Below are 19,811 nucleotides of genomic sequence, written 5' to 3' on the forward strand. Positions count from 1 at the left end.
CTCAGGCGTCGCAGGGCCGCATCGTGTGGGCCACGTGGAAGGCGCCGGAGTGCGACAGGACGATCCAGTCGCCGGAGTGCGCCACGACCGGGCCCTCGGGCGTCCGAACCTGAACGGCGGCGGCCTCGGCGACCGATTGGGCGTCCTCGCCCAGCCATTGCCAGAGGACGGTCCAGTTCTTTCGATCGTGCGCCGGCGGCACCCGCAACGCGGCGCCGTGGTCGAACGGGGGATGCAGGCGGATGACTCGCATGACCTTCGGAAACCACAACTCTCGAAAGCCCAGTTCGGCGGTGCTTCGGTCACCAAGACCTTAACCACGACGGTTTAGTGTGCGTTCGGGTGGGTTGAACGCCGGTCGCCTCAAGGCTGAAATAGCTTTGCGGTTTTAAGACGAAGGCGCTTAGTCGCAACTTGGGCTTGCGGGTGAAGACGGGAACACTCGCACAATGGAGGTACTGCCATGTCGGAGGTGTCGACCAAGGCGCCTGATCCAATGGACATCGCGCTCGGGGCCGCGGTGCGCATTCGTCGCCGGACTATCGGTATGTCGCAGGAAGCGCTCGCCGATCAGTGCGGCGTCAGCTTCCAGCAAATCCAGAAATACGAGAACGGGACCAACCGGATCTCATTCTCTCGCCTGGTGCAGATCGCGCGCGCGCTCCGCTGCCGGGTCACCGACCTGATGGACGTCTTCGACGGCGCCGACAAAGAGACCGCCGACGACCTTGACCTGCTCACCCGGATGCGTACGCCGGGCGCGCTGGAACTGCTGTCGGCCTACGAACGGCTGCCGCCGGAGGTGCGTAGCTCGCTGGTCAATCTGGTCCGCAGCCTGACGGCGCAACAGGCCACGGCCAAGGAAGCGGCGACAGTCTAGGCGCCGGCCAGGGCCTTTTCGACCAGGGCGCGGGCCTCGGGGCCGGACCAGTCGGCCTCGCCCGCGACCCGCCCGACTTCCAGGCCGTCCTTGCCATAGACGACGGTCGTGGGCGCGCCTGGCGCGGCGGGAACCAGCTTGAACGGCAGCTTCATTTCGCGGTCGTGGTAGAACTTGAGCGGCGCGTTCTGAGCGATGAACAGGCGCGCCTGATCGGCCGCGTCCACGGAATCGATGCTGACCGCCACCACTTCGACCGGCTGACCTTCGTAGGTCTTGGCCAGCTTGGCCAGGGTGGGCATCTCGACCTTGCAGGGCGCGCACCACGTCGCCCAGATGTTCAGGACAACCACCTTCCCCTTCAGGTCGGCGACCTTCAGCGGCTTTCCGGCCGAGTCGTAGAAGGCGTAGTCCGGCGAGGGCGTCGGCTGCGTCGGCGTGGTCAGCTTGTCTGCGAACGAGGCTCCGCCCGTCTTGGCCCCGGCCGCTGCGGGCGCCGGCGCTGACGGCTGTGTCGGCGCCGTGTTGGTGGAAGCCTGGACGATGATGTAGACAACCGCCGCGACGCCCACGAGGGCGGCGCCCCAGAGGGCCCAGGTCAGGATCCCGCCCTTGGGCTTACCCTGCGCTTGCGGATCTTCGCTCATATGACCTCGTCTTCCTCCAACACGCCGGCCGGCCAGACCCCGTCCGGGCAGGCCTCATCCGGGCAAGCCATGTGGGGCGGCAGGTTTTCCGACAAGCCTGCCGAACTGATGCAGGCGATCAACGTCTCCATCGGGTTCGACAAGCGACTCGCGGCGCAAGACCTTGCCGGCTCGCGGGCGCACGCCGCGATGTTGTGCAGCGCGGGCGTAATTGCAAGCGAGGACGAGGCCGCGATCCAGAAGGGCCTCGACAAGATCGCCGGCGAGATCGCCGACGGCACGTTTCCGTTCCGCGAGGAATACGAGGACATCCACATGAACGTGGAGGCCCGCCTGCGCGAGCTGATCGGGCCGGTGGCGGGCCGGCTCCACACGGCGCGCTCCCGCAACGACCAGGTGGCCCTGGACTTCCGCATGTGGGTTCGCGACGCGTGCGACCGCACCATCGCCCAGCTCCGGGCGCTGCAGGCGGCGCTGGTGGCGCAGGCCGAGGCTCACGCCGATACGCTGATGCCGGGCTTCACCCACCTGCAGCCGGCCCAGCCCGTCACCTTCGGCCACCATCTGATGGCCTATGTGGAGATGTTCGGCCGCGACGCCAGCCGCTTCTCCGACGCGCGCCGCCGGATGAACGAGAGCCCGCTCGGCGCCGCCGCCCTGGCCGGATCGCCCTTTCCCATCGACCGCGAGATGACCGCCAAGGCGCTCGGGTTCGACCGCCCGACGGCCAACTCCCTCGACAGCGTCTCCGACCGCGACTTCGCGCTGGAGGCCCTCGCCGCCGCCACGCTGTGCGGCGTGCACCTCTCGCGCCTGGCCGAGGAGATCGTCATCTGGACGACGCCGCAGTTCGGCTTCATCCGGCTGTCCGACGCCTTCACGACCGGCTCGTCCATCATGCCGCAGAAGAAGAACCCCGACGCGGCCGAACTGGTCAGGGCCAAGGTGGGCCGCCTGCTCGGATCGTTCACCCAGCTCACCGTCGTCATGAAGGGCCTGCCGCTCGCCTATTCCAAGGACATGCAGGAGGACAAGGTGCCCACGTTCGAGGCCTTTGACGCCCTCGAGCTGAGCCTGAAAGCCATGGCCGGCATGGTCGCCGACCTCGAGCCGGTCGCCCCCCGGATGGCCGCCGCCGCGGGCGCCGGCTTCTCCACCGCCACCGATCTCGCCGACTGGCTGGTACGCACGCTCGACATGCCGTTCCGCGACGCCCACCATGTGACGGGCGCGGCGGTGAAGCGGGCCGAGCAGCTCGGCTGCGATCTCGCCGAGCTGCCGCTGGCCGAGCTGCAGGCCCTCTCCCAGGGCATCGGGCCGGACGTCTACGAGGTGCTGACGCCGAGCGCGTCCGCCGGCAGCCGGAAGAGTTATGGCGGAACCGCGCCGGACCAGGTCCGGGCGCAGATCAAGCGTTGGAAGGAAGCCCTGGCATGACCCGCATCCTGATGATCGGCGCCCTCGCCCTCGCTGCCGGTCTCGCCGGCTGCGGCAAGGTGGGTCCGCTCGAGCGCCCCGGCCCGCTGTTCGGCGCCGAGCGCAACACGACGAAGGACGCCGACAGCGCCCAGCGCCAGCAGGATCCGAGCCGGCCTGTCGACACGGTCGACCCGCGCGACCGCGCCACCGACCCGGCGCCGCCGCGCACCCTGCCGATCCCCGGCAGCGGCCAGAATCCGACCGCCCCGGCGCCGCCCAGCGCCCTGCCCGACCCCTACGCCAATCCTCGCCGATGAATCACTTCGAGCTCCAGGGGGGCGAGCTCTGGTGTGAGGGCGTGCCGCTGGTCCGCATCGCCGAGGCCGTGGGAACCCCTGTCTACGTCTATTCGTCGGCCACGCTGGAGCGGCACTTCACGGTCCTGCGCGACGCGCTGACGGGCGCTGGCCTCAAGGATCCGCTCATCGCCTTCGCGGTAAAGGCCAACTCGAACGTCGCGGTCCTGCGCACCCTGGCGCGCCTCGGCGCCGGCGCTGACGTGGTCTCCGAGGGGGAGATCCGCCGCGCCCTGGCCGCGGGCGTCCCGCCCGAACGCATCGTCTTCTCCGGCGTCGGCAAGACTGACCAAGAGATCGCCTTCGCGGTGGAAACCGGCGTCGCCGAGATCAACGTCGAGTCCGAGCCCGAGCTGCACGCGGTCAACCGCGTGGCCCAAAGCCTCGGCAAGCGGGCGACCGTGGCGATCCGGGTCAACCCCGACGTCGAGGCCGGCGGCCACGCCAAGATCTCCACCGGCAAGGCCGAGAACAAGTTCGGTGTCAGCTTCTCCGAGGCTGAGCGGCTCTACGCCAACGCTTCGAACATGGCGGGCGTCCGGCCGGCGGGCGTCGCCTGCCACATCGGCAGCCAGATCACCGACCTTGCGCCCATGGAAGCCGCGTTCGCCAAGATGCGCGGCCTCGTGGAGCGGCTGAAGGCCGAGGGGCTGCCGGTCGAGCGCCTGGACCTCGGCGGCGGCCTGGGCGTGCCCTACTTCAACCAGCCGGAGCCACCCGGGCCCGACGCCTACGCCGCGATGATCGGGCGCGTGACCAGGGGCCTCGACGTCCAGCTCGCCTTCGAGCCGGGCCGCATGATCGCCGCCAACGCCGGCGTCCTGATCGCCCGGGTGAACCACGTCCACGAGCGCCCCGAGGGCCGCAAGTTCCTCGTGCTGGACGCGGCCATGAACGACCTGCTTCGCCCGGCCATGTACGACGCCTACCACGACATCCGACCGGTGAAGCCCCGCGCCGGCGAGCCGGTGGTCTATGACGTGGTCGGCCCGGTCTGCGAGACGGGCGACACCTTTACCCGCGACCGCGCCCTGCCGCCGATGCAGGCGGGCGACCTCATCGCGTTCATGAGCGCGGGCGCGTATGGCGCGGCGATGGCCAGCGAATACAACTCCCGCCTGCTGGTCCCCGAAGTGCTGGTGAAAGGCGACGACTACGCCGTCGTGCGGCCGCGGCCCACCTACCAGGACATGCTGGATCGCGAGCGCCTGCCGGACTGGCTGTAGCTTCCGCTGCTCAGTCCATCGCCCCGATGTAGGGCAGGCCGCGCATTCCCCCCGCCACGTCCAGGCCATAGCCGACCAGGAACCGCTCAGGGGCCTCCCAGGCCACGAAGTCGGGCTCGATGGATCGCTCCGTCGGCCACGGCTTGCGGGCGAAGACCGCCGTCAGCACCTCGCTGGCGCCCGAATCCTTCACCAGCCGTTTCGCCTCCGACAGCGATAGGCCGGTATCGAACACGTCGTCGACGATCAGCGCCTTCCGGCCGGCGATCGGCCGCTGCATGTCCGCGCGCACCTCGCACCGGCCGCTGGATTGCCGCTCGTCCTTGTACGAAGCCAGCCATAGGGCGTCGAACCGCACCAGCCGGCCCCGCCGGGCGAGCGCCCGCGTCAGGTCGGCGGCAAACCAGATGCCGCCGGTGAGCAGGCACACGACCACCGTCTCGTCGTCGATGCGCGGGGCGATCTCGGCCGCCAGGGCGTCCACCCGCTGCGCCACTTCCGCCTCGGAGATCAGGACTGTCGGGGGCTCAATGCGGCTCATGCGTCTTCAGGGCGTCCGGACTGTCGGCGGGAAGGGGCTGGGCCTCGACCGGTTCCGGTCCGGCAGGGGCGGCCGGGGCGGCGGCGTGGCTCTGCGCGGCCTTTGCGGGCGCCTTGGCCTCCGGATCGAACGCGACCTCCAGTTCGAAGGCTCCGGACGGCGGGTCCGGAAGCGAGACGGCGAAATAGCGCTTTGCCCCCGGCGGGACCCGGCCGTTCAGGGGGGCTACGACCAGGCTGGTCAGCGGCTTGTCGTCCTTGTCCAGCAGGCTGACGCGGATCGGCGGAGCGTCCACCGGCTCATCCCGCACCGATCGGACCGCGCCGGTCACCGCCAGCACCGGGCGTCCGCCCTGGAAGGTCTCCTTGGACGCCACGTCCTCCAGCACGAGGCCGATGGTGTTCACGGGCAGGCCTATGGCGGCGAAGAGCGGCGCCATGCCGGGGACCACGCCGACCACCTGCTGTCGCGCCAGGATCAGCCCCGACAGAAGCAGCGCCACGCCCACCGCGACGCCCGCGGCGATCGCCGCGGCCAGTGGGGTCTTCGGGCGCGCCGGCCTTTCCAGCCTGGGAGGTGGAGCGACGAAGTCGACCTGCTCCTCGGGCGGCGGTTCGGCCGGCCCCTCCACCACGAGGTCGTCTTCGGGCGCCTCAGGCTCGGGTTCGCTCCGGTCCTGATAGGCGCGCCAACGGTGGCCGCAGCTCGTGCACTTCACCATCCGGCCAAGCCGCGGGATCCGCAGATCGTCCACGAAATAGCTGGTGTCGCACTCTGGACAGGTCAGTATCATTCGGGCGAATCGGACGCTCCAGACCCCTGACCTCCGAGGTCGCCGATTTCGGCCCGCATGTCCAGAAACGCCCACGTCGCAGCCGAGGACGCCTCGGCCGACGAAATCCTTCGATTCTCCGGCGTGTCCATGCGCTATGGGCGCGGGCCCGAGGTGCTGAGCGACGTCTCGCTGTCGCTGCCGCGTGGCTCCTTCCACTTCATCACCGGCCCCTCTGGCGCGGGCAAGAGCTCGCTGCTCAAGCTGATCTACCTGGCCGCGCGCCCGTCTTCGGGCTCCATCCGCCTGTTCGGCGAGGACGTGGGCGCGGCGCCGGCGTCGATATTGCCCCGGATGCGTCGCCGGATCGGCGTGGTCTTCCAGGACCTCCTCCTGCTCGACCACCTGTCGGCGTTCGACAACACCGCCCTGCCCCTGCGCATCGCCGGCCACAAGCCTTCGGAATATCGCGGCGACGTGGCGGAACTGCTGGCCTGGGTCGGCCTCAAGAGCCGCATGCACGCCTTGCCCCCCACCCTGGCCGGGGGAGAGAAGCAGCGGCTGGCCATCGCCCGAGCCGTCGTGGGGCGCCCCGAGATCCTGCTGGCCGACGAACCCACCGGCAACGTCGACCACGAGATGGCGCTGCGGATCTACCGCCTGTTCGTCGAGCTCAACCGCCTGGGCACGACCGTGATCATCGCCACCCACGACCAGGACCTCGTAGCCCGGTCGGCCCGGCCGGTGCTGCACCTGGACAAGGGCCGGCTGCGCCCGCTGCCGCCGCAGGGGCCCGTGGAATGAGCGAGGCCTTCGACCCCCAGCGCTGGCGCCCGGCGCCGTTCCTGCCGCAAGAGGATGCGCGCGACCCGGCCCTTCTGTTCGTGGTCGCGGTGCTGAGTTTCCTCGCCTGCCTGACCGCGCTGGGCGTGATCGCCTCCAGCCGGGCGGCTCAGGGCTGGACCGACCAGCTCACGGCGGAGGCGACGGTCATCGTCCGCGCCCGCGGCGGCGAGACCCCCGACGCCGCGGCCGCGAGGGCGGCGGAGGTGCTGGCGGGCGTGCCCGGCGTCTCCGAGGCGCGCGCCCTGGAGAAGGAGAAGGCCTACGCCCTCATCGAGCCCTGGATCGGCGATGTCGCCGATCTGGACGACCTTCCCGTCCCGCGGCTCGTGGCCGTCGGCCTCGACGCCCGCAAGCCCGCCACCGCCGCGGCACTGGGACGGGCGCTGAAGGCCCAGGAGCTCGACGCCGTCGTCGACGACCACAGCGTCTGGATCGAGGACATCCGCGGCGCCGCGGAGGTGGTGCGCTGGATCGCGTCGGCCATCCTTCTGCTGATCGCCGGCGCGGCGGCGGCCGTGGTCGCGTTCGCCACCCGGGCCGGCATCGCCGCCCGCAAGGACGTGGTGGAGGTCCTGCACCTGACCGGGGCCGAGGACGGTCAGATCTCGAACCTCTTCGAGCTGCGTTTCGCCGGCATCGCCGCCGTGGCCGGCGCGGCCGGCGCCCTGGCTGCGGGCCTGCTCGGCGGAGCCCTGCGCCTCGTGGGCGGCGGCGAGGGAATCACCCCCGCCCTCCCGATCGCCTGGGTCGATCTGCTCGTGGTCCTCCCCTGCCCGGTTCTCGCGGCCCTCGTCGCGGCGGTGGCGGCGCGCATCACCGCGCGGCGGCTGATACAACGGCTCTGATGAAGTCGATCGCCGCCTTCCTGGTCCTGGCGCTGATCTGGTTCTCGGGCCTCATGGCCTTCGCCACCCGGGTCCAGCAGTCGACCCCGCCGCGCGCGCCACAGCCGGCGCAGGGCATCGTCGCCCTCACGGGCGCGAATTCGAACGCGCGCCTGTCGGCCGCCATGGGGCTGCTGGAGGACGGCTACGGCCGCCGGATGCTGGTGTCCGGCGTCGACCGCAAGGCGACGCGCGAAGACGTGCGCCACGTCAGCCGCGCGGTCCGCCAGCTCTACGACTGCTGCGTCGACCTGGGCTTCACCGCCGCCGACACGGTCGGCAACGCCCGCGAGACCCTCGCCTGGGCCCGGGCCATGCGCTACCGCTCGCTGATCATCGTCACCGCCGACTACCACATGCCGCGCGCCATGCTGGAGTTGAACGCCGTGCTGCGGGACACGGGGATCAGCGCCCAGTCCTATGCCGTCCCCACGCGGGCCCTGAAGCGCCGCGCCTGGTGGCGTGAGCCCGCGGCCGCGCGGTTGATGGTGGTCGAGTATTGCAAGTATCTGGCGATCCTCGGCCGCGAAGCCGTGCTGGGGCTCGGCCCCCGCGAAGCTCCGTCGGCGCAACAGAAGGCCGTCCCGTGATCGCCCTGCGCTCTTTCGCCTATGTGATCTTCTTCTATCTGTGGACCGCCGCCGTCGCGGTCCTGGCGACGCCGCTCCTGCTGGGCCCCACGCGCTGGGTCCATGCCATGTTCCACTTCTGGGGGCGCGGCGTGACGGGCGGCCTGGTCATCTGCGGGATCAGGGTGGAGGTCCGCGGGCGCGAGTTCATCCCCACTGGCGCGGCCCTGGTCGCGCCAAAGCACCAGTGCATGCTGGACGTCTTCGCCCAGTTCACCTGGCTGCCGGCCTCGGTCTTCGTGATGAAGAAGGAGCTGGGCTGGATCCCCTGGCTCGCCTGGTACGCCCGCAAGGCGGGGGCGATCGTCATCGACCGCGAGGGCCATTCGAAGACCATGCGCCAGGTGATCCGCGAGGGGACCGAACGGTTCCGGCAGGGCCGGCAGGTAGTGATCTTCCCGGAAGGCACCCGCAAGGCGCCCGGCGCGCCGCCCGACTACAAGCCCGGCATCGCGGCCCTGTACCGGGAACTCGACGTGCCCGTGTATCCCGTGGCCACCAACGCCGGCGTCCACTGGCCGGCGCACGGCTTCATCCGCCGCCCCGGGACGATCGTCTTCGAGTATCTCGAACCGATCCCGCCGGGCCTGAAGCGCGCGGAATTCATGCGCATCCTCGAGGAGCGGATCGAGACGAAGTCGACCGAGCTCCTGGCCCTCTAACCCGCGAGTTCGCGGGCCTCGACCATCGCCAGCAGGCGCTCCATGGCTCCGTCGCGCACCCGCATCTCCCTGAGGTGCTCGACGAGGTCGCGCAGGTACTCGACGTTTCGGCCCGAGAGCCCCGCGGCCCCCGCGATAAGCTCGGCCTGCCGATCCAGGCTCAGCGCGCCGGCCCACTGGGGGTGGCGCACGTCCGACAGGAAGCACAGCGCCTCCTCGCGGCGCCCGTCGTCGAGCCGCACATGCCGTCGGGCCTCGATGTAGGTCTCGGTGGGCTGTTCCCGCTCCAGCAGATAGGCGTAAACCTCGGGCCAGTCCGCCTCGTCCACCCGATAGGCCGCGCCCCGGCAGGCGCCGCCCGGCGCCAGGCCCAGCACCAGCCCCGGCCGCTCGTATGTCCCGCGATGATGGACGGAATAGATGCAGAAGGCCCGCCGACGTCCGTGTAAGGTGGCGCCGCGCCGCTCCACGAACGGGAAGCCCGGCCGCCACATCAGCGAACCATAGCCGAACACCCACCGTTCCGACGCCATCCCACCCCTCGAACCACGCTGCAGATGTCTGTGCCCGATACCACCGCGCCCCGTAAAGCCAGCCGCCGCCCGATCTATGTCGCGTTCGGACTGGCGACCATCTTCGTCATCGTCCTCAGCGCCGGCTGGATCTGGCTGCGCGGCCAGGCCGACGCCCGGCTGGACGCCGCCGTGCAGCGACTCCGGGACGCGGGCTACGAGATCGCGTGGAAGGAGCGATCCTTCCGCGGCTACCCCTTCCGCCTGAACATCGCGCTCACCGAAGCCCGGATTCGCGACCGCTCCGGCTGGGCTCTGGAGGCGCCGGTTCTGGAGGCCCAGGCCTTCGTCCACGCGCCGACGAGCTGGCTGATCGCCGCGCCCCAGGGCCTGACCTTCGTCCGCCCGATCGGCGGGCCGGTCCGAGTGGAGGGCAAGCTGATCCGCGCCAGCCTCACCCACCTATCCAATACGCCGCCCAACATCTCGTTCGAGGGGGTTGATCTGAAGTTCCAACCGGCGGCCGGCGCCCAGACCTTCGGCCTCGCCACGGCTGAGCGAGTCGAATTCCACCTGCGGCAGGCGCCCAGCGAGGTGGGTGACGAGGCCGGCGTATGGCTCAGCGTCAAGTCCGGCAAGGCGCAGCTCTCGGGCCTGCTGGGGCGGGTCGCCGGCGACAAGCCGGTCTCGATCGAGTGGGATGGCCGGATGACCAAGATCAGCGCCTTCCGCGGACGTGACTGGCCTGACGCGGTCCGCAACTGGGTCCGCGCCGGCGGGACGATGCGGGTGCAGCGTGCAGGGCTCACCGCCGGCGACGCCCTGCTCGGCGCGAACTCGGGCAGGCTGGGCGTGGGATCGGACGGCCGCCTGACCGGCGTCATGGACGTCTCCCTGCGCCAGGCGCCGCGCGCGCTCGGCGCCATCGGTGCGGCCGGCGCCATCCCGCAGGACCGGGCCGACGCCGCCGCCGCGGTGGCCACCGCCCGCCAGACCGGCGACCTCGCCCGCGTCACCCTCAATTTCGAGGCGGGCCAGACCACCCTGGGCCCGGTCGCCATCGCCCCGGCGCCCAAGGTCTACGATCCGAGATAGGCGCCGCAGGGTAAGCGGCGCCATGGTGGCGGGCATGGCCTCGCTCTACGACCGCTTCATCCTGCCCCGGCTGCTCAAATGCGCCTGCTCGTCGCCGCCGATGATGAAGCAGCGCGCCAAGATCGTACCCAAGGCCGAGGGCCGCGTCCTGGAGCTGGGCATCGGCATGGGGCTGAACCTGGCCCTCTATGACGCCGACAAGGTCAGCAGCGTCACGGGGGTCGATCCGGCCGCCGAGCTCCGCGCCGTGGCCGAGGCGGCGCCGCACGATCCACGTCTGTCGGTGAAGGTCGAGGACGGCACGGCCGAGGCGCTGCCATTCGAGGACAAGTCGTTCGACTGTGTCGTCTGCACCTTCACCCTTTGCTCCGTGCACACCCCGGCCGCAGCCCTGGCCGAGGCGCGCCGCGTGCTGAAGCCGGGCGGGCGGCTCCTCTATTGCGAGCACGGCCTGGCGCCCGACGCCGATATCGCCAAGTGGCAGCGCCGCATCGAGCCGGTGTGGAAGCGCATCGCCGGCGGCTGCCATCTGACGCGGCCGATCACCTCGGCCATCGAAGCGGCCGGGTTCAAGATCACACGTTCCGACAGCATGTACGTGCCCAACACGCCGCGCATCGCCGGCTGGAACGAGTGGGGCGAAGCGACGCCCTGAGCCGTCGTCAGTTCGCCGGTTCGTGCACCGGCAGGGCGAAGGCCCGGAATCGGCTCGGCAAGCGCATGGCGGCGCGGGTGGCGTCGCGCACGGTCTGGAACTGCTGGGCCAGGTCGGACGCCTCGGTCCAGGCGACCCGCGCCCCCTCGGCGAGATACTCGAGCCCGTTTGTGTTGCTTCGGGCCACCACGACGGAAGACGCCATTGGCATGGCTCCCCTGCTGTCACATTCCAGCCGGTGTGCCGTTGTGGCCCACCTAACGCGTTACGCAACAAGACGCGTGCCAGATGCGTCGCCACGACACACAACCAAACCGCGCACCACGCTCAGCGAACACTGAAGTGGCACATGTTACCCCAAAGGTATCAAGTGACAGCAAAACTGTTGCCCAATCGACACAATTGCGTGGAACACGTTTGCGCAGAGGCGCCCAAAGCTTGAGCAGCGCGCCGACCACCCCTAGGTGCCGCGCCCTTCTCTAGTTCTGGGATTCAAATGAAAAAGAACCTCTTCGCCGCGGCCGCCGTCGTGGCCTTCCTCGGGTCGGCTGTGGCCGCCAACGCTCAAACCATCGGCCACATCGGCGCCAACTACGGCCGTACCGACATCGACGCCGCCGGCCTCGACGCCGACCTGGACAGCTGGCAGGTCGAAGGCGCCGTGCGCTTCGACGCGGGCTCGCTGGGCGCCCAGATCGACGGCGCCATCTCGGACGCCGAAGACTCCCAAACCACCTTTGGCGTGACCGGCCACCTGAACACCAAGGCCGGCTCGGGCCTGGTCGGCGGCTTCGCCGGCGTGGAAACCTCGGACGACGTCACCTTCTGGGGCCTCGGCGTTGAAGGCCAGGTCGCCCTGGCGCCCGCGACCACCCTGTATGGCCAGGCCGGCTACGGCACCTCGGACGACCTCGGCGACGCCGACTTCTGGGCCGTCCGCGGTGAAGTCCGCCACTTCGTGTCCGACAACTTCCGCCTCCAGGGCTCGCTCGGCTACAACCGCATCGACGTCCGCGGCGGCGACGCCGACGCCTGGAACGCCGGCGTGGAAGCCGAGTACCAGTTCGCGGACACCCCGTTCAGCGTCGTGGCCGGCTACGATCACTTCGACGTCAACGACTTCGACGTGAACGCCGACACCTTCCGCATCGGCGTCCGCTACACCTTCGGCGGCACGCTGAAGGACCGTAACGACTCGGGCGCCTCGCTGGGCTCGGTCACCAAGCTGTTCGGCGCTGGCCTGACCCGCTAATCCGCGGCTGTCAGCACCGACACGCAACGCCCCCGGACCCCACTCCGGGGGCGTTTTCGCATCCGCATGCCCGCGAATCTGCGAGTCTCCCGCCCAGAGAGGGAGGACAGCGGGTTGCCCACGGTCGAATACACCGTCGATTTTCTGGACGAGGTCTGGAAGGTCGGCCTGAACGGCAAGCACTTCGGACCCTATTCCAGCCTCGACACGGCGGTCGCCGCGGCCACCGGCGCCGCGCGCAAGGCCGAGGCCCAGGGCTACGAGGTCATCGTCAGGATCAATACGCCCCCTGCCGGCGAGACCGACGCCGCCTAATCCGACGCGACGAACGGCATCCGGAGAACCGCCGCGAACCCGCCTTCGGCCACCGGCCCCGCCTGGATTCCCGATCGCCCTCCGAACCGCGCCTCCAGTCGCTTGCGGACGTTCAGCAGGCCCACGCCTGCGCCGATGGCCTGGCTCGCGCCCGGACCATCGTCCGAGACCCGGATGACGACATCGTCGCCCTCGCGTCGCGCCACGATCTCGATGTGCGTTTCCCTGCCGGGTGCATGAACGCCGTGCTTCACGGCGTTCTCGACCAGCGGCTGGAGGATCAGCGTCGGCGTCAGGGCGTCGGCCACGTCATCATCGACGGAAATGCTGATCCGGAGCCGGCCGGCGTAGCGGGCCTCCTCCAGCGACAGATACAGCTTCTGCTGCTCGATCTCCTCGCTCAGCTTCACGTCGGCGAGCGGGTCGGCGGACAGATTCGCGCGGAAGAAGGCCGCCAACCCCATCACCATCCGGTCGGCGTCCTTCGGCCGGCCGTCCAGGATCAGCGTCGAGATCGAGTTTAGCGCGTTGTAGAGGAAGTGCGGATTGACCTGGTAGTGCAGCGCGCGGATCTCGGCCTCGCGCGCCGACACGGTCGCCTGCGCCAGCCGCGCGTCGCGCTCGCGCATCAGCCGGCCGTACTCCACCACCATCACGAGCAGCGACCACAGCAGGAAGGGGGGCAGGGAGAACAGCGTATCCCACGCAAAGAGCGTCAGCCCGGTCGCACGGATCTTCAGCACCACGAAGACCTGCGAGATCAGGGGACTGGTCAGTGCGTTCAGCGCGGAACCCCCGACTGCGGCGCCCAGGGCGATCCACGGCCATGCGCCGCGCGACAGGCGAAACCCCGCCCGGATCGCCGCATAGCCGCCCACGCTGATCGCCGCGGCAACCACGATCTCGACCAGCACGCCCGGGATCAGCCGGGGAGTCCACGGTATCCCGTTCATGAGGTTCAGGGCCTGTCCCCACAGACCGATGGCCGACCAGTGCGCTAAGGCCAGCACCGCGATGGCGCCCCACCCCAGCCGCCCGCGCGATGGACGCGACCGTTCAACATCCAGCATGTCCCGTCCCTACCCCAGCCCAGGCCGGCGGCCCAGGCTCCCCCGGAGGTATCGTCGCGCGGTTTGTGACATGCGACGCTTCTGGCGCGGTGAACGGCGGCTCTGCGTCGACGGACGCCTGTGGACTTGCGACGGCCCTGCGTGGGACATCGATCTCCGGCGCCTTCCTCCGCCGCAGCCGCGTGAGCCGCTCGCCTCCTGATGCCTCCACTTCGTGTCCTGGCCGTCGACGATGAGGAACTGGCGCTGCGCCGGATCGAGCTGGCGCTTGCCCAGATGCCCGACGCCATCCTCGTCGGACGGGCGTTCAGCGGCGCCGAGGGGGCGGAGCTGGTCGCCGCCCTTCGCCCCGACGTCGTGCTGCTCGATGTGGAGATGGCGAACCTCGGCGGCTTCGAGATGCTGGAACACCTGCATCAGGCCGAAGCTCCGCTCGTGATCTTCGTCACCGCCTTCGAGGCCTACGCCGCCCGGGCCTTCCGCGTCCGGGCGATCGACTATGTGCTGAAGCCGGTGGATTTCGCCCGCCTGCAGGACGCGCTCCAGCGTGCGCGACAGACCCTCAGCCTGACCGCGGCCGAGCGCCAGGCGGCTGAACTCCGCAATGTCGTCGCCGCGCTCCAGCGCGAGCGCGAGCCGGTCGACCCCCGCTTCACGCGGGAGTTCTGGGCCGACCGCCGTGGCGAGTTGGTCCGCGTGCATGTCCACCAGATCGAGTGGCTGGAAGCCGAGGGCGACTACGTTCGCCTGCACGCCGACACCGGCTCCTTCCTGATCCGCGGCCCGCTCGGCGATATCGAGGCCGGGCTCGACCCCCGGTCCTTCGTCCGCGTCCGCCGGTCGGCGCTGGTCCGGATCGACCGCATCCGCGCCATTCGCCAGAAGCAGTACGGCGACTGCCGCATCGTGCTGACCTCCGGCCAGGAGGTTCGGGTGGGCAAGACCTATCTGCCTGTAGTCCGAGAGCTCTCGGCTCGCCGCTGAGGGGAATCCGACGTCATCCGACGGCGGCGAGCCGCCATTCACCGATGGCGCATGGCGACCGGCCAAGCCGCGCCCCACACCCACCCTGCCCTCGAAATCAGACATGGAGCAGGCACGTGCGTAAGCGTCTTCAATCCCTGGCCCTCGCCAGCGCTGCGGCCGCGGCGATCGCTGGACCGGCCGCCGCCGGCGTGATCATCAGTCCCAAGAGCGTCACGATCCTGACCGGCGGCACGGCTGCCGGCTACGACGCCACGAACATCATCAACCAGTCGGGTCTCTCAAAGAGGTACGTCAGCGGCGTCACGGATTTTGACACCTACATCGCCACCAACCCGCTACATGCCTTCGACGCTGGCGAGTGGCTGAGCGAAGGCCCCACGACGAGCGCGACAGTCCTGTTCGACTTCGGCGAGCTCGTGGAGATCACCGGCTTGGCGTTCTTCAACGAAGACGCCACCAGCATGGACTTCATCACCTTCCGTGCGGGGAATTCGCCCACCAGCCTTTCGGGCTACGGCGGCTCCAGCGTCCGGGTCCAGAATCCGTTCGGCGTGGACTACGGCCCGACGGTGGTCAATCACCAGAGCATCCGCCGCCGGTACTTCGCGTTCAACATCACCGGCTGCAACGCTGCCGGCGCGGCGCACAACGGCTGTGGCCTCGGCGAGGTCGTCTTCGAATCGAGCCAGGCCGCCCCGCCACCGGGCGGCGCGGTGCCAGAGCCCGCGACCTGGGCGATGATGATCATGGGCTTCATGGGGACTGGCGTCGCCATCCGCCGCCGTCGCCAGGGATTCGCCGCCGCCTGATCGGACAGCTCCGCTCGAACCCTGAAGCGCGCGCTCGCCTGGGCGCGCGCTTTTTCGTGCCTGATGGTCCGCAGGGTGGGGAAATTCGCGCGGCGACGCCCTGGTGGCGGGGGGCGGGCTCGAACCGCCGACCTGTGGGTTATGAATCCACCGCTCTAACCAGCTGAGCTACCCAGCCAAGCCAGGGCGCTCGCCGCGCGAGGCGGGGGTTATAGGGGCAGAGACGCTCGGCTTCAAGCGCTTGGGCGAAGCGTCGCAACCCGCTAGGTTCGATCCCGCGATGAGCGTGCTGCACCTCCTGGGAACCGCCGGCGAAGGCGGGGCGGAGACCTACTTCGTCGACCTCGTGGAAGCCCTGGCGCGCGCCGGCGTGCCGCAGGCCGCCGTGATCCGCGGCAATGCAGTTCGCGAGACGCGTCTGAAGACCGCCGGCGTGCCGACGAAGGTGCTGCGGTTCGGAGGCCCCATCGACATCCTGACCAAGCCCGCCGCCGCCGGTTTCGCCACCCTCCACCGGACCCGCGTCGCCGTAGCCTGGATGAACCGCGCCGCCCGCCACACGCCGCGCGGCCCCTGGGCCCGCATCGGCCGGCTCGGCGGCTACTACAGCCTGAAGTACTACAAGGGCTTCGACCACCTGGTGGCCAACACCGAGGACATCGCCGAGTGGGTGGTGAGCCAGGGCTGGCCCGCGGGCCGGGTCACCTGCATCCCGAACTTCGCCGCCGCGCCGCCGAAGGCCGAGCCCGTGGACCGGGCCGGCCTGGGCACCCCGGCCGATGCGCCCCTGCTGCTGGCCATGGGCCGCCTTCACGAGAACAAGGCCCATGACATAGCCCTCCAAGCGCTGGTCGAACTTCCCGACGCCTATCTCTGGATCGCCGGCGTCGGGCCGCTGGAGGCCAAGCTCAAGCTCATGGCCGAGGCGCTTGGCGTCGCCCCCCGCGTCCGGTTCCTGGGCTGGCGCACCGACGCTTCGGCGCTCTACCGGACGGCCGACGTCTGCGTCTTCCCCTCGCGGTTCGAGCCGCTCGGCAATGTGGTGATCCAAAGCTGGGCCCACGGCCTGCCGGTGGTCGCTGCCGCCAGCCAGGGGCCCAGGGGCCTGATCCAGGACGGCAAGGACGGCCTGCTGATCGCGGTCGACGATCCGGCCGCCCTGGCCGACGGAGTCCGCCGGCTCCTCGCCGACCCGGGCCTGCGCGCCCGCCTCGCCGCGGCCGGGACCCACCGCGTGGAGGCCGAATTCTCGGAGGGCGCCGTCGTCGCCCAGTGGAAGTCGCTCTTCGCCGACTACGGAGAAGGCTGATGTGCGGCATCGCCGGCCAGCTCGGGGGCGAGGACGCCGCCGCCGAGCCGATGATCCGCGCGCTCACCCACCGGGGGCCGGATGGCGTTCGCCTGGAGACCCTACCTGGCGCCGCCTTCGCCCACGCCCGCCTCTCGATCATCGACCTGGAGGGCGGCTGGCAGCCCCTCCACGCGGCCGGCGGCGCGGTCATCGGCAATGGCGAGATCTACAACTACCTGGAACTGGCCCGGGAGCACGGGCTTGCGGACGTCCTCTCCACCGGCTCCGACTTCGAGCCCCTGCTGCATCTCTACGCCCGCGAGGGTGAGGCCGCCTTCCAGCGGCTGCGCGGCATGTACGCCCTGTGCCTGGTGGGCGGCGACGGCCGCGCCTGGCTGGCTCGCGATCCGTTCGGCATCAAGCCGCTCTACATCATGGAGCATGGGGGCGGCCTCGCGTTCGCCTCCGAGCCCCGCGCCTTCTTCGCCGCCGGCCTGATGCAGAAGGTGCTGGACGACGGCGCCGCGCGCGAACTGCTCGACCTCAACTATGTCCTCGGCGAACGCTCGATATTCCACGGCCTGCGCCGTCTCGCGCCGGGCGAGGTGGTGGAGGTGCGCGATGGCCGGATCGTCTCCAGCCACCGGCGCGCCGCCCTTTCCCGCAAACCGGTTGCGGCTCCAGCCGACGAGCGCCAGCTCCTCGATCGCCTCGACGCGGTCCTGGAAGACAGTGTCCGCGTCCACCAGCGGGCCGACGTGCCCTACGGCCTGTTCCTCTCCGGCGGGATCGACAGCGCGGCCGTCGCCACATTGATGTCGCGGCTGAACGAGCGGCCGGTCACCGCCTTCACCTGCGGCTTCGATGCGCCCGGCGCCGCGGACGAGCGGGCCCAGGCGGAGGCGGTCGCCCGGGCCCTGAACCTCGACTGGCGCGAGACCACCTTCGGCGAGGCCGACTTCTGGCGGATCCTCCCCGAGGTCGCCTGGGCGCTGGACGACCCGACCGCGGACTACGCCACCCTCCCCACCTACAAGCTGGCGGAAGCCGCCAAGGACACGCTGACCGTCGTCCTCACCGGCGAAGGCGGCGACGAGCTGTTCGGCGGCTACGGCCGCTATCGCCGGGCCCTGAGGCCGAAGCTTCTGGGCGGCCGGCCGGCCGAGCCGCGGGGCGCTCGGCCCGACGTCCTGGCCGCCTGGCGCGAGGCGGCCCGTCCGCCCGGGGGTCTCACCCCCCTGCAGGACGCCCAGTGGTCCGACGTCGTCACCTGGCTGCCGAACGACCTGCTGCTGAAGCTGGACCGCTGCCTGATGGCCCACGGGCTGGAGGGGCGCACGCCGTTCCTCGATCCCGACGTCGCCGCCTTCGCCTGGGGCCTGCCCGACCGGCTGAAGGTGCGCGGCGGCTACGGCAAGTGGATCCTGCGCAAGTGGCTGGAGCGCGCCTGTCCCGCCGCTGCGCCCTGGGCGAAGAAGCAGGGCTTCACCGTGCCGGTCGAGGCGTGGATCGCGCCGCGCGCGCCGGATCTCGCTCATCGCATCGCAGATGTGGAGGCCGTCCGGCGCCTGGTTCCCGACGCCGCCTCGGTCATGCGCGACGGCCCCGCCGGCCGCCGCTGGCCCCTCTTGTTTTTCGCCGTCTGGGCACGAATTCATCTCGAAGGCGCTTCTCCCCCCGAAGCCCTCCAATCCTTGCTGGGAGCCCCTGCCTGATGTCCGCCAAATCCGTGATGCTGGCCGCCTCCGCCGCCGTGGTCCTCGCCGCATGTGGCGGAGAGCCGGGCGTCGCACAGACCACCTCCGCCGCCGCGCCCGTCGAGACCCGGCCGCCCAACGGCAAGGACCAAAAGCCGGCATTCGCGGGCCAGACCCGCGCGCCGGAGGTCAAGGCGGGCGTCGCCTATGAGGTCACCGACCACGTCACCGGCCTCGTCCGCCCCTGGGGGCTGGCGTTCATGCCCGACGGCGGCCTCCTGATCACCGAGCGGCCCGGCCGCCTGCGCCTCTTCAAGGACGGCCAGCTCTCCGAACCCGTCGCCGGCGTCCCGGCCGTCGACGCCCGGGACCAGGGGGGCCTGCTGGGCCTCGCGCTCGATCCCAGGTTCGCCCAGAACGGCCTCGTCTACCTCGCCTACGCAGAGCCGCCGAAGGACGGCATGAACCAGGCCGCCGTCGCGCGCGGCAAGCTCGTGACCACCGGCGGCCCGCCGCGGCTGGAGAACGTCGAGGTCATCTGGCGCCAGACCCCCTCCCTGCCGTCGACCAAGCACTACGGCGGCCGGCTGGTCTTCGCCCGCGACGGGACGCTCTTCATCACCGGCGGCGAACGCTCGATCACCGAGGGCCGCATGCAGGCCCAGCGGATGGACGGCACGCTGGGCAAGGTGGTGCGGATCAACGCCGACGGCTCGACCCCCAAGGACAACCCGTTCGTCGGCAAGCCCGGCGTGAAGCCCGAGATCTTCTCCATCGGCCACCGCAACATCCTCGGCGCCGCCCTGCACCCGAAGACCGGCGAGCTCTGGGAAGTGGAGCACGGCACGCGCGGCGGCGACGAGCTCAACATCGTCCGCAAGGGCCGCGACTACGGCTGGCCCACAATCGCCTACGGCATCGAATACGCCGGCGGCCCGATCACCGGCGGCATCACCCAGAAGGCGGGCATGGAACAGCCCATCTACTACTGGGACCCGGTGATCGCGCCGGGCGGCATGGCCTTCTACGAGCACGCCGCCGCCCCCGCCTGGAAGGGCAGCCTGTTCGTGACCGGTCTTGGCCCCAAGTACCTCGGTCGCCTGACGCTGAAGGGCGACAAGGTGGTCGGCGAGGAACGGATCCTCACAGAGGTCGGCGAGCGCCTGCGCGACGTGGTCGTCGGCCCCGACGGCGCCCTCTACGTCGCCACCGACAACGAGAAGGGCCGCGTGCTTCGGGTCGCGCCTCGCTAACCCCCGCTCATCC

24 protein-coding genes and 1 tRNA gene are annotated in these 19,811 nt (G+C 70.5%); 17 read left to right on the forward strand and 8 right to left on the reverse strand.

The window, feature by feature from the left end:
• Nucleotide 1: 1 nt before the first annotated feature.
• A complete protein-coding gene (locus tag DJ019_RS18375) occupies nucleotides 2–253 on the reverse strand; it encodes a hypothetical protein (RefSeq protein WP_133255333.1) in 252 nt (83 codons plus the stop codon).
• A 210-nt stretch (nucleotides 254–463) separates the two neighbouring features.
• Between DJ019_RS18375 and DJ019_RS18380 the strand changes: the two genes are divergently transcribed.
• Nucleotides 464–880 (forward strand): helix-turn-helix domain-containing protein, encoded by a 417-nt coding sequence (locus tag DJ019_RS18380; RefSeq protein WP_111277782.1) that lies wholly within the window; start codon nucleotides 464–466, stop codon nucleotides 878–880.
• Here the strand turns inward: DJ019_RS18380 and DJ019_RS18385 are convergent.
• Entirely contained in the window at nucleotides 877–1,527 is a 651-nt protein-coding gene (locus DJ019_RS18385) for a TlpA family protein disulfide reductase (RefSeq protein WP_111277784.1), read from the reverse strand. The genes DJ019_RS18380 and DJ019_RS18385 overlap by 4 nt on opposite strands.
• Between DJ019_RS18385 and argH the strand changes: the two genes are divergently transcribed.
• The 3 genes from argH to lysA are packed head-to-tail and all read left to right on the forward strand — an operon-like array spanning nucleotide 1,528 to nucleotide 4,528.
• Nucleotides 1,528–2,964: an argininosuccinate lyase gene (gene argH / locus DJ019_RS18390; protein ID WP_111277786.1), complete on the forward strand. Its 1,437-nt coding sequence runs from the start codon at nucleotides 1,528–1,530 to the stop codon at nucleotides 2,962–2,964.
• Nucleotides 2,961–3,263, forward strand: coding sequence for a hypothetical protein (locus tag DJ019_RS18395; protein ID WP_111277788.1), 303 nt, complete (start codon nucleotides 2,961–2,963; stop codon nucleotides 3,261–3,263). The genes argH and DJ019_RS18395 overlap by 4 nt, the downstream gene beginning before the upstream one ends.
• Nucleotides 3,260–4,528: a diaminopimelate decarboxylase gene (gene lysA / locus DJ019_RS18400; protein ID WP_111277790.1), complete on the forward strand. Its 1,269-nt coding sequence runs from the start codon at nucleotides 3,260–3,262 to the stop codon at nucleotides 4,526–4,528. The genes DJ019_RS18395 and lysA overlap by 4 nt, the downstream gene beginning before the upstream one ends.
• A gap of 10 nt (nucleotides 4,529–4,538) precedes the next feature.
• On the opposite strand, the gene DJ019_RS18405 is transcribed toward lysA, so the two are convergent.
• Both DJ019_RS18405 and DJ019_RS18410 read right to left on the reverse strand, forming a co-directional pair.
• Nucleotides 4,539–5,069: a phosphoribosyltransferase gene (locus DJ019_RS18405; RefSeq protein WP_111277792.1), complete on the reverse strand. Its 531-nt coding sequence runs from the start codon at nucleotides 5,067–5,069 to the stop codon at nucleotides 4,539–4,541.
• Nucleotides 5,056–5,862, reverse strand: coding sequence for an MJ0042-type zinc finger domain-containing protein (locus tag DJ019_RS18410; RefSeq protein WP_111277794.1), 807 nt, complete (start codon nucleotides 5,860–5,862; stop codon nucleotides 5,056–5,058). Before DJ019_RS18410 ends, DJ019_RS18405 begins: the two co-directional genes overlap by 14 nt.
• A gap of 57 nt (nucleotides 5,863–5,919) precedes the next feature.
• Between DJ019_RS18410 and DJ019_RS18415 the strand changes: the two genes are divergently transcribed.
• Genes DJ019_RS18415 through DJ019_RS18430 form a run of 4 tightly spaced genes read left to right on the forward strand, consistent with a single transcriptional unit; the run spans nucleotide 5,920 to nucleotide 8,862 of the window.
• Nucleotides 5,920–6,645 carry a cell division ATP-binding protein FtsE gene (locus DJ019_RS18415; RefSeq protein ID WP_240606540.1) on the forward strand — a complete coding sequence of 242 codons (726 nt, stop codon included), beginning with the start codon at nucleotides 5,920–5,922 and terminating at the stop codon, nucleotides 6,643–6,645.
• Nucleotides 6,642–7,532: a cell division protein FtsX gene (locus DJ019_RS18420; protein WP_111277796.1), complete on the forward strand. Its 891-nt coding sequence runs from the start codon at nucleotides 6,642–6,644 to the stop codon at nucleotides 7,530–7,532. Before DJ019_RS18415 ends, DJ019_RS18420 begins: the two co-directional genes overlap by 4 nt.
• On the forward strand, nucleotides 7,532–8,161 hold the full coding sequence (locus DJ019_RS18425; protein ID WP_111277798.1) for a YdcF family protein: 630 nt from the start codon (nucleotides 7,532–7,534) through the stop codon (nucleotides 8,159–8,161). The genes DJ019_RS18420 and DJ019_RS18425 overlap by 1 nt, the downstream gene beginning before the upstream one ends.
• The gene (locus tag DJ019_RS18430; RefSeq protein ID WP_111277800.1) at nucleotides 8,158–8,862 is read left to right on the forward strand and encodes a lysophospholipid acyltransferase family protein; all 705 of its coding nucleotides are present in this window, start codon (nucleotides 8,158–8,160) and stop codon (nucleotides 8,860–8,862) included. Before DJ019_RS18425 ends, DJ019_RS18430 begins: the two co-directional genes overlap by 4 nt.
• On the opposite strand, the gene DJ019_RS18435 is transcribed toward DJ019_RS18430, so the two are convergent.
• Entirely contained in the window at nucleotides 8,859–9,395 is a 537-nt protein-coding gene (locus tag DJ019_RS18435) for a gamma-glutamylcyclotransferase (RefSeq protein WP_111277802.1), read from the reverse strand. The two genes, DJ019_RS18430 and DJ019_RS18435, sit on opposite strands and share 4 nt — an antisense overlap.
• Nucleotides 9,396–9,425: 30 nt before the next feature.
• On the opposite strand from DJ019_RS18435, the gene DJ019_RS18440 reads away from it, so the two are divergent.
• Together DJ019_RS18440 and DJ019_RS18445 are read left to right on the forward strand one after the other, a co-directional pair.
• Nucleotides 9,426–10,469, forward strand: a complete 1,044-nt coding sequence (locus DJ019_RS18440) for a DUF2125 domain-containing protein (RefSeq protein ID WP_165844074.1) — start codon at nucleotides 9,426–9,428, stop codon at nucleotides 10,467–10,469.
• A 34-nt stretch (nucleotides 10,470–10,503) separates the two neighbouring features.
• Complete coding sequence (locus DJ019_RS18445) at nucleotides 10,504–11,124, forward strand: class I SAM-dependent methyltransferase (protein WP_111277884.1); 621 nt, start codon at nucleotides 10,504–10,506, stop codon at nucleotides 11,122–11,124.
• Nucleotides 11,125–11,131: 7 nt separating this feature from the next.
• On the opposite strand, the gene DJ019_RS18450 is transcribed toward DJ019_RS18445, so the two are convergent.
• Entirely contained in the window at nucleotides 11,132–11,329 is a 198-nt protein-coding gene (locus DJ019_RS18450; protein ID WP_111277806.1) for a hypothetical protein, read from the reverse strand.
• Between the two features lie 291 nt (nucleotides 11,330–11,620).
• Between DJ019_RS18450 and DJ019_RS18455 the strand changes: the two genes are divergently transcribed.
• Both DJ019_RS18455 and DJ019_RS18460 read left to right on the forward strand, forming a co-directional pair.
• Nucleotides 11,621–12,376: an outer membrane beta-barrel protein gene (locus tag DJ019_RS18455; protein WP_111277808.1), complete on the forward strand. Its 756-nt coding sequence runs from the start codon at nucleotides 11,621–11,623 to the stop codon at nucleotides 12,374–12,376.
• 114 nt (nucleotides 12,377–12,490) lie between these two features.
• Nucleotides 12,491–12,691, forward strand: coding sequence for a DUF2188 domain-containing protein (locus DJ019_RS18460; RefSeq protein ID WP_111277810.1), 201 nt, complete (start codon nucleotides 12,491–12,493; stop codon nucleotides 12,689–12,691).
• On the opposite strand, the gene DJ019_RS18465 is transcribed toward DJ019_RS18460, so the two are convergent.
• Nucleotides 12,688–13,761 carry a sensor histidine kinase gene (locus DJ019_RS18465; protein WP_111277812.1) on the reverse strand — a complete coding sequence of 358 codons (1,074 nt, stop codon included), beginning with the start codon at nucleotides 13,759–13,761 and terminating at the stop codon, nucleotides 12,688–12,690. The genes DJ019_RS18460 and DJ019_RS18465 overlap by 4 nt on opposite strands.
• A 201-nt stretch (nucleotides 13,762–13,962) precedes the next feature.
• Here DJ019_RS18465 and DJ019_RS18470 point away from each other — a divergent pair, with 201 nt between their 5' ends.
• Nucleotides 13,963–14,745 (forward strand): LytR/AlgR family response regulator transcription factor, encoded by a 783-nt coding sequence (locus DJ019_RS18470; protein WP_111277814.1) that lies wholly within the window; start codon nucleotides 13,963–13,965, stop codon nucleotides 14,743–14,745.
• 116 nt (nucleotides 14,746–14,861) lie between these two features.
• Nucleotides 14,862–15,557 (forward strand): PEPxxWA-CTERM sorting domain-containing protein, encoded by a 696-nt coding sequence (locus DJ019_RS18475; RefSeq protein WP_205854204.1) that lies wholly within the window; start codon nucleotides 14,862–14,864, stop codon nucleotides 15,555–15,557.
• A 101-nt stretch (nucleotides 15,558–15,658) separates the two neighbouring features.
• Here the strand turns inward: DJ019_RS18475 and DJ019_RS18480 are convergent.
• Nucleotides 15,659–15,735, reverse strand: a tRNA-Met gene (locus DJ019_RS18480).
• Between the two features lie 102 nt (nucleotides 15,736–15,837).
• Between DJ019_RS18480 and DJ019_RS18485 the strand changes: the two genes are divergently transcribed.
• From DJ019_RS18485 to DJ019_RS18495, 3 genes are read left to right on the forward strand one after another with little or no spacing between them, the layout of a single operon-like run.
• Nucleotides 15,838–16,866 (forward strand): glycosyltransferase, encoded by a 1,029-nt coding sequence (locus tag DJ019_RS18485; RefSeq protein ID WP_111277818.1) that lies wholly within the window; start codon nucleotides 15,838–15,840, stop codon nucleotides 16,864–16,866.
• On the forward strand, nucleotides 16,866–18,563 hold the full coding sequence (gene asnB, locus DJ019_RS18490; RefSeq protein ID WP_111277820.1) for an asparagine synthase (glutamine-hydrolyzing): 1,698 nt from the start codon (nucleotides 16,866–16,868) through the stop codon (nucleotides 18,561–18,563). The genes DJ019_RS18485 and asnB overlap by 1 nt, the downstream gene beginning before the upstream one ends.
• Complete coding sequence (locus DJ019_RS18495; RefSeq protein WP_111277822.1) at nucleotides 18,563–19,798, forward strand: PQQ-dependent sugar dehydrogenase; 1,236 nt, start codon at nucleotides 18,563–18,565, stop codon at nucleotides 19,796–19,798. Before asnB ends, DJ019_RS18495 begins: the two co-directional genes overlap by 1 nt.
• Nucleotides 19,799–19,811 lie beyond the last annotated feature (13 nt).

Source organism: Phenylobacterium kunshanense (assembly GCF_003254525.1).
Taxonomy (GTDB): domain Bacteria; phylum Pseudomonadota; class Alphaproteobacteria; order Caulobacterales; family Caulobacteraceae; genus Phenylobacterium; species Phenylobacterium kunshanense.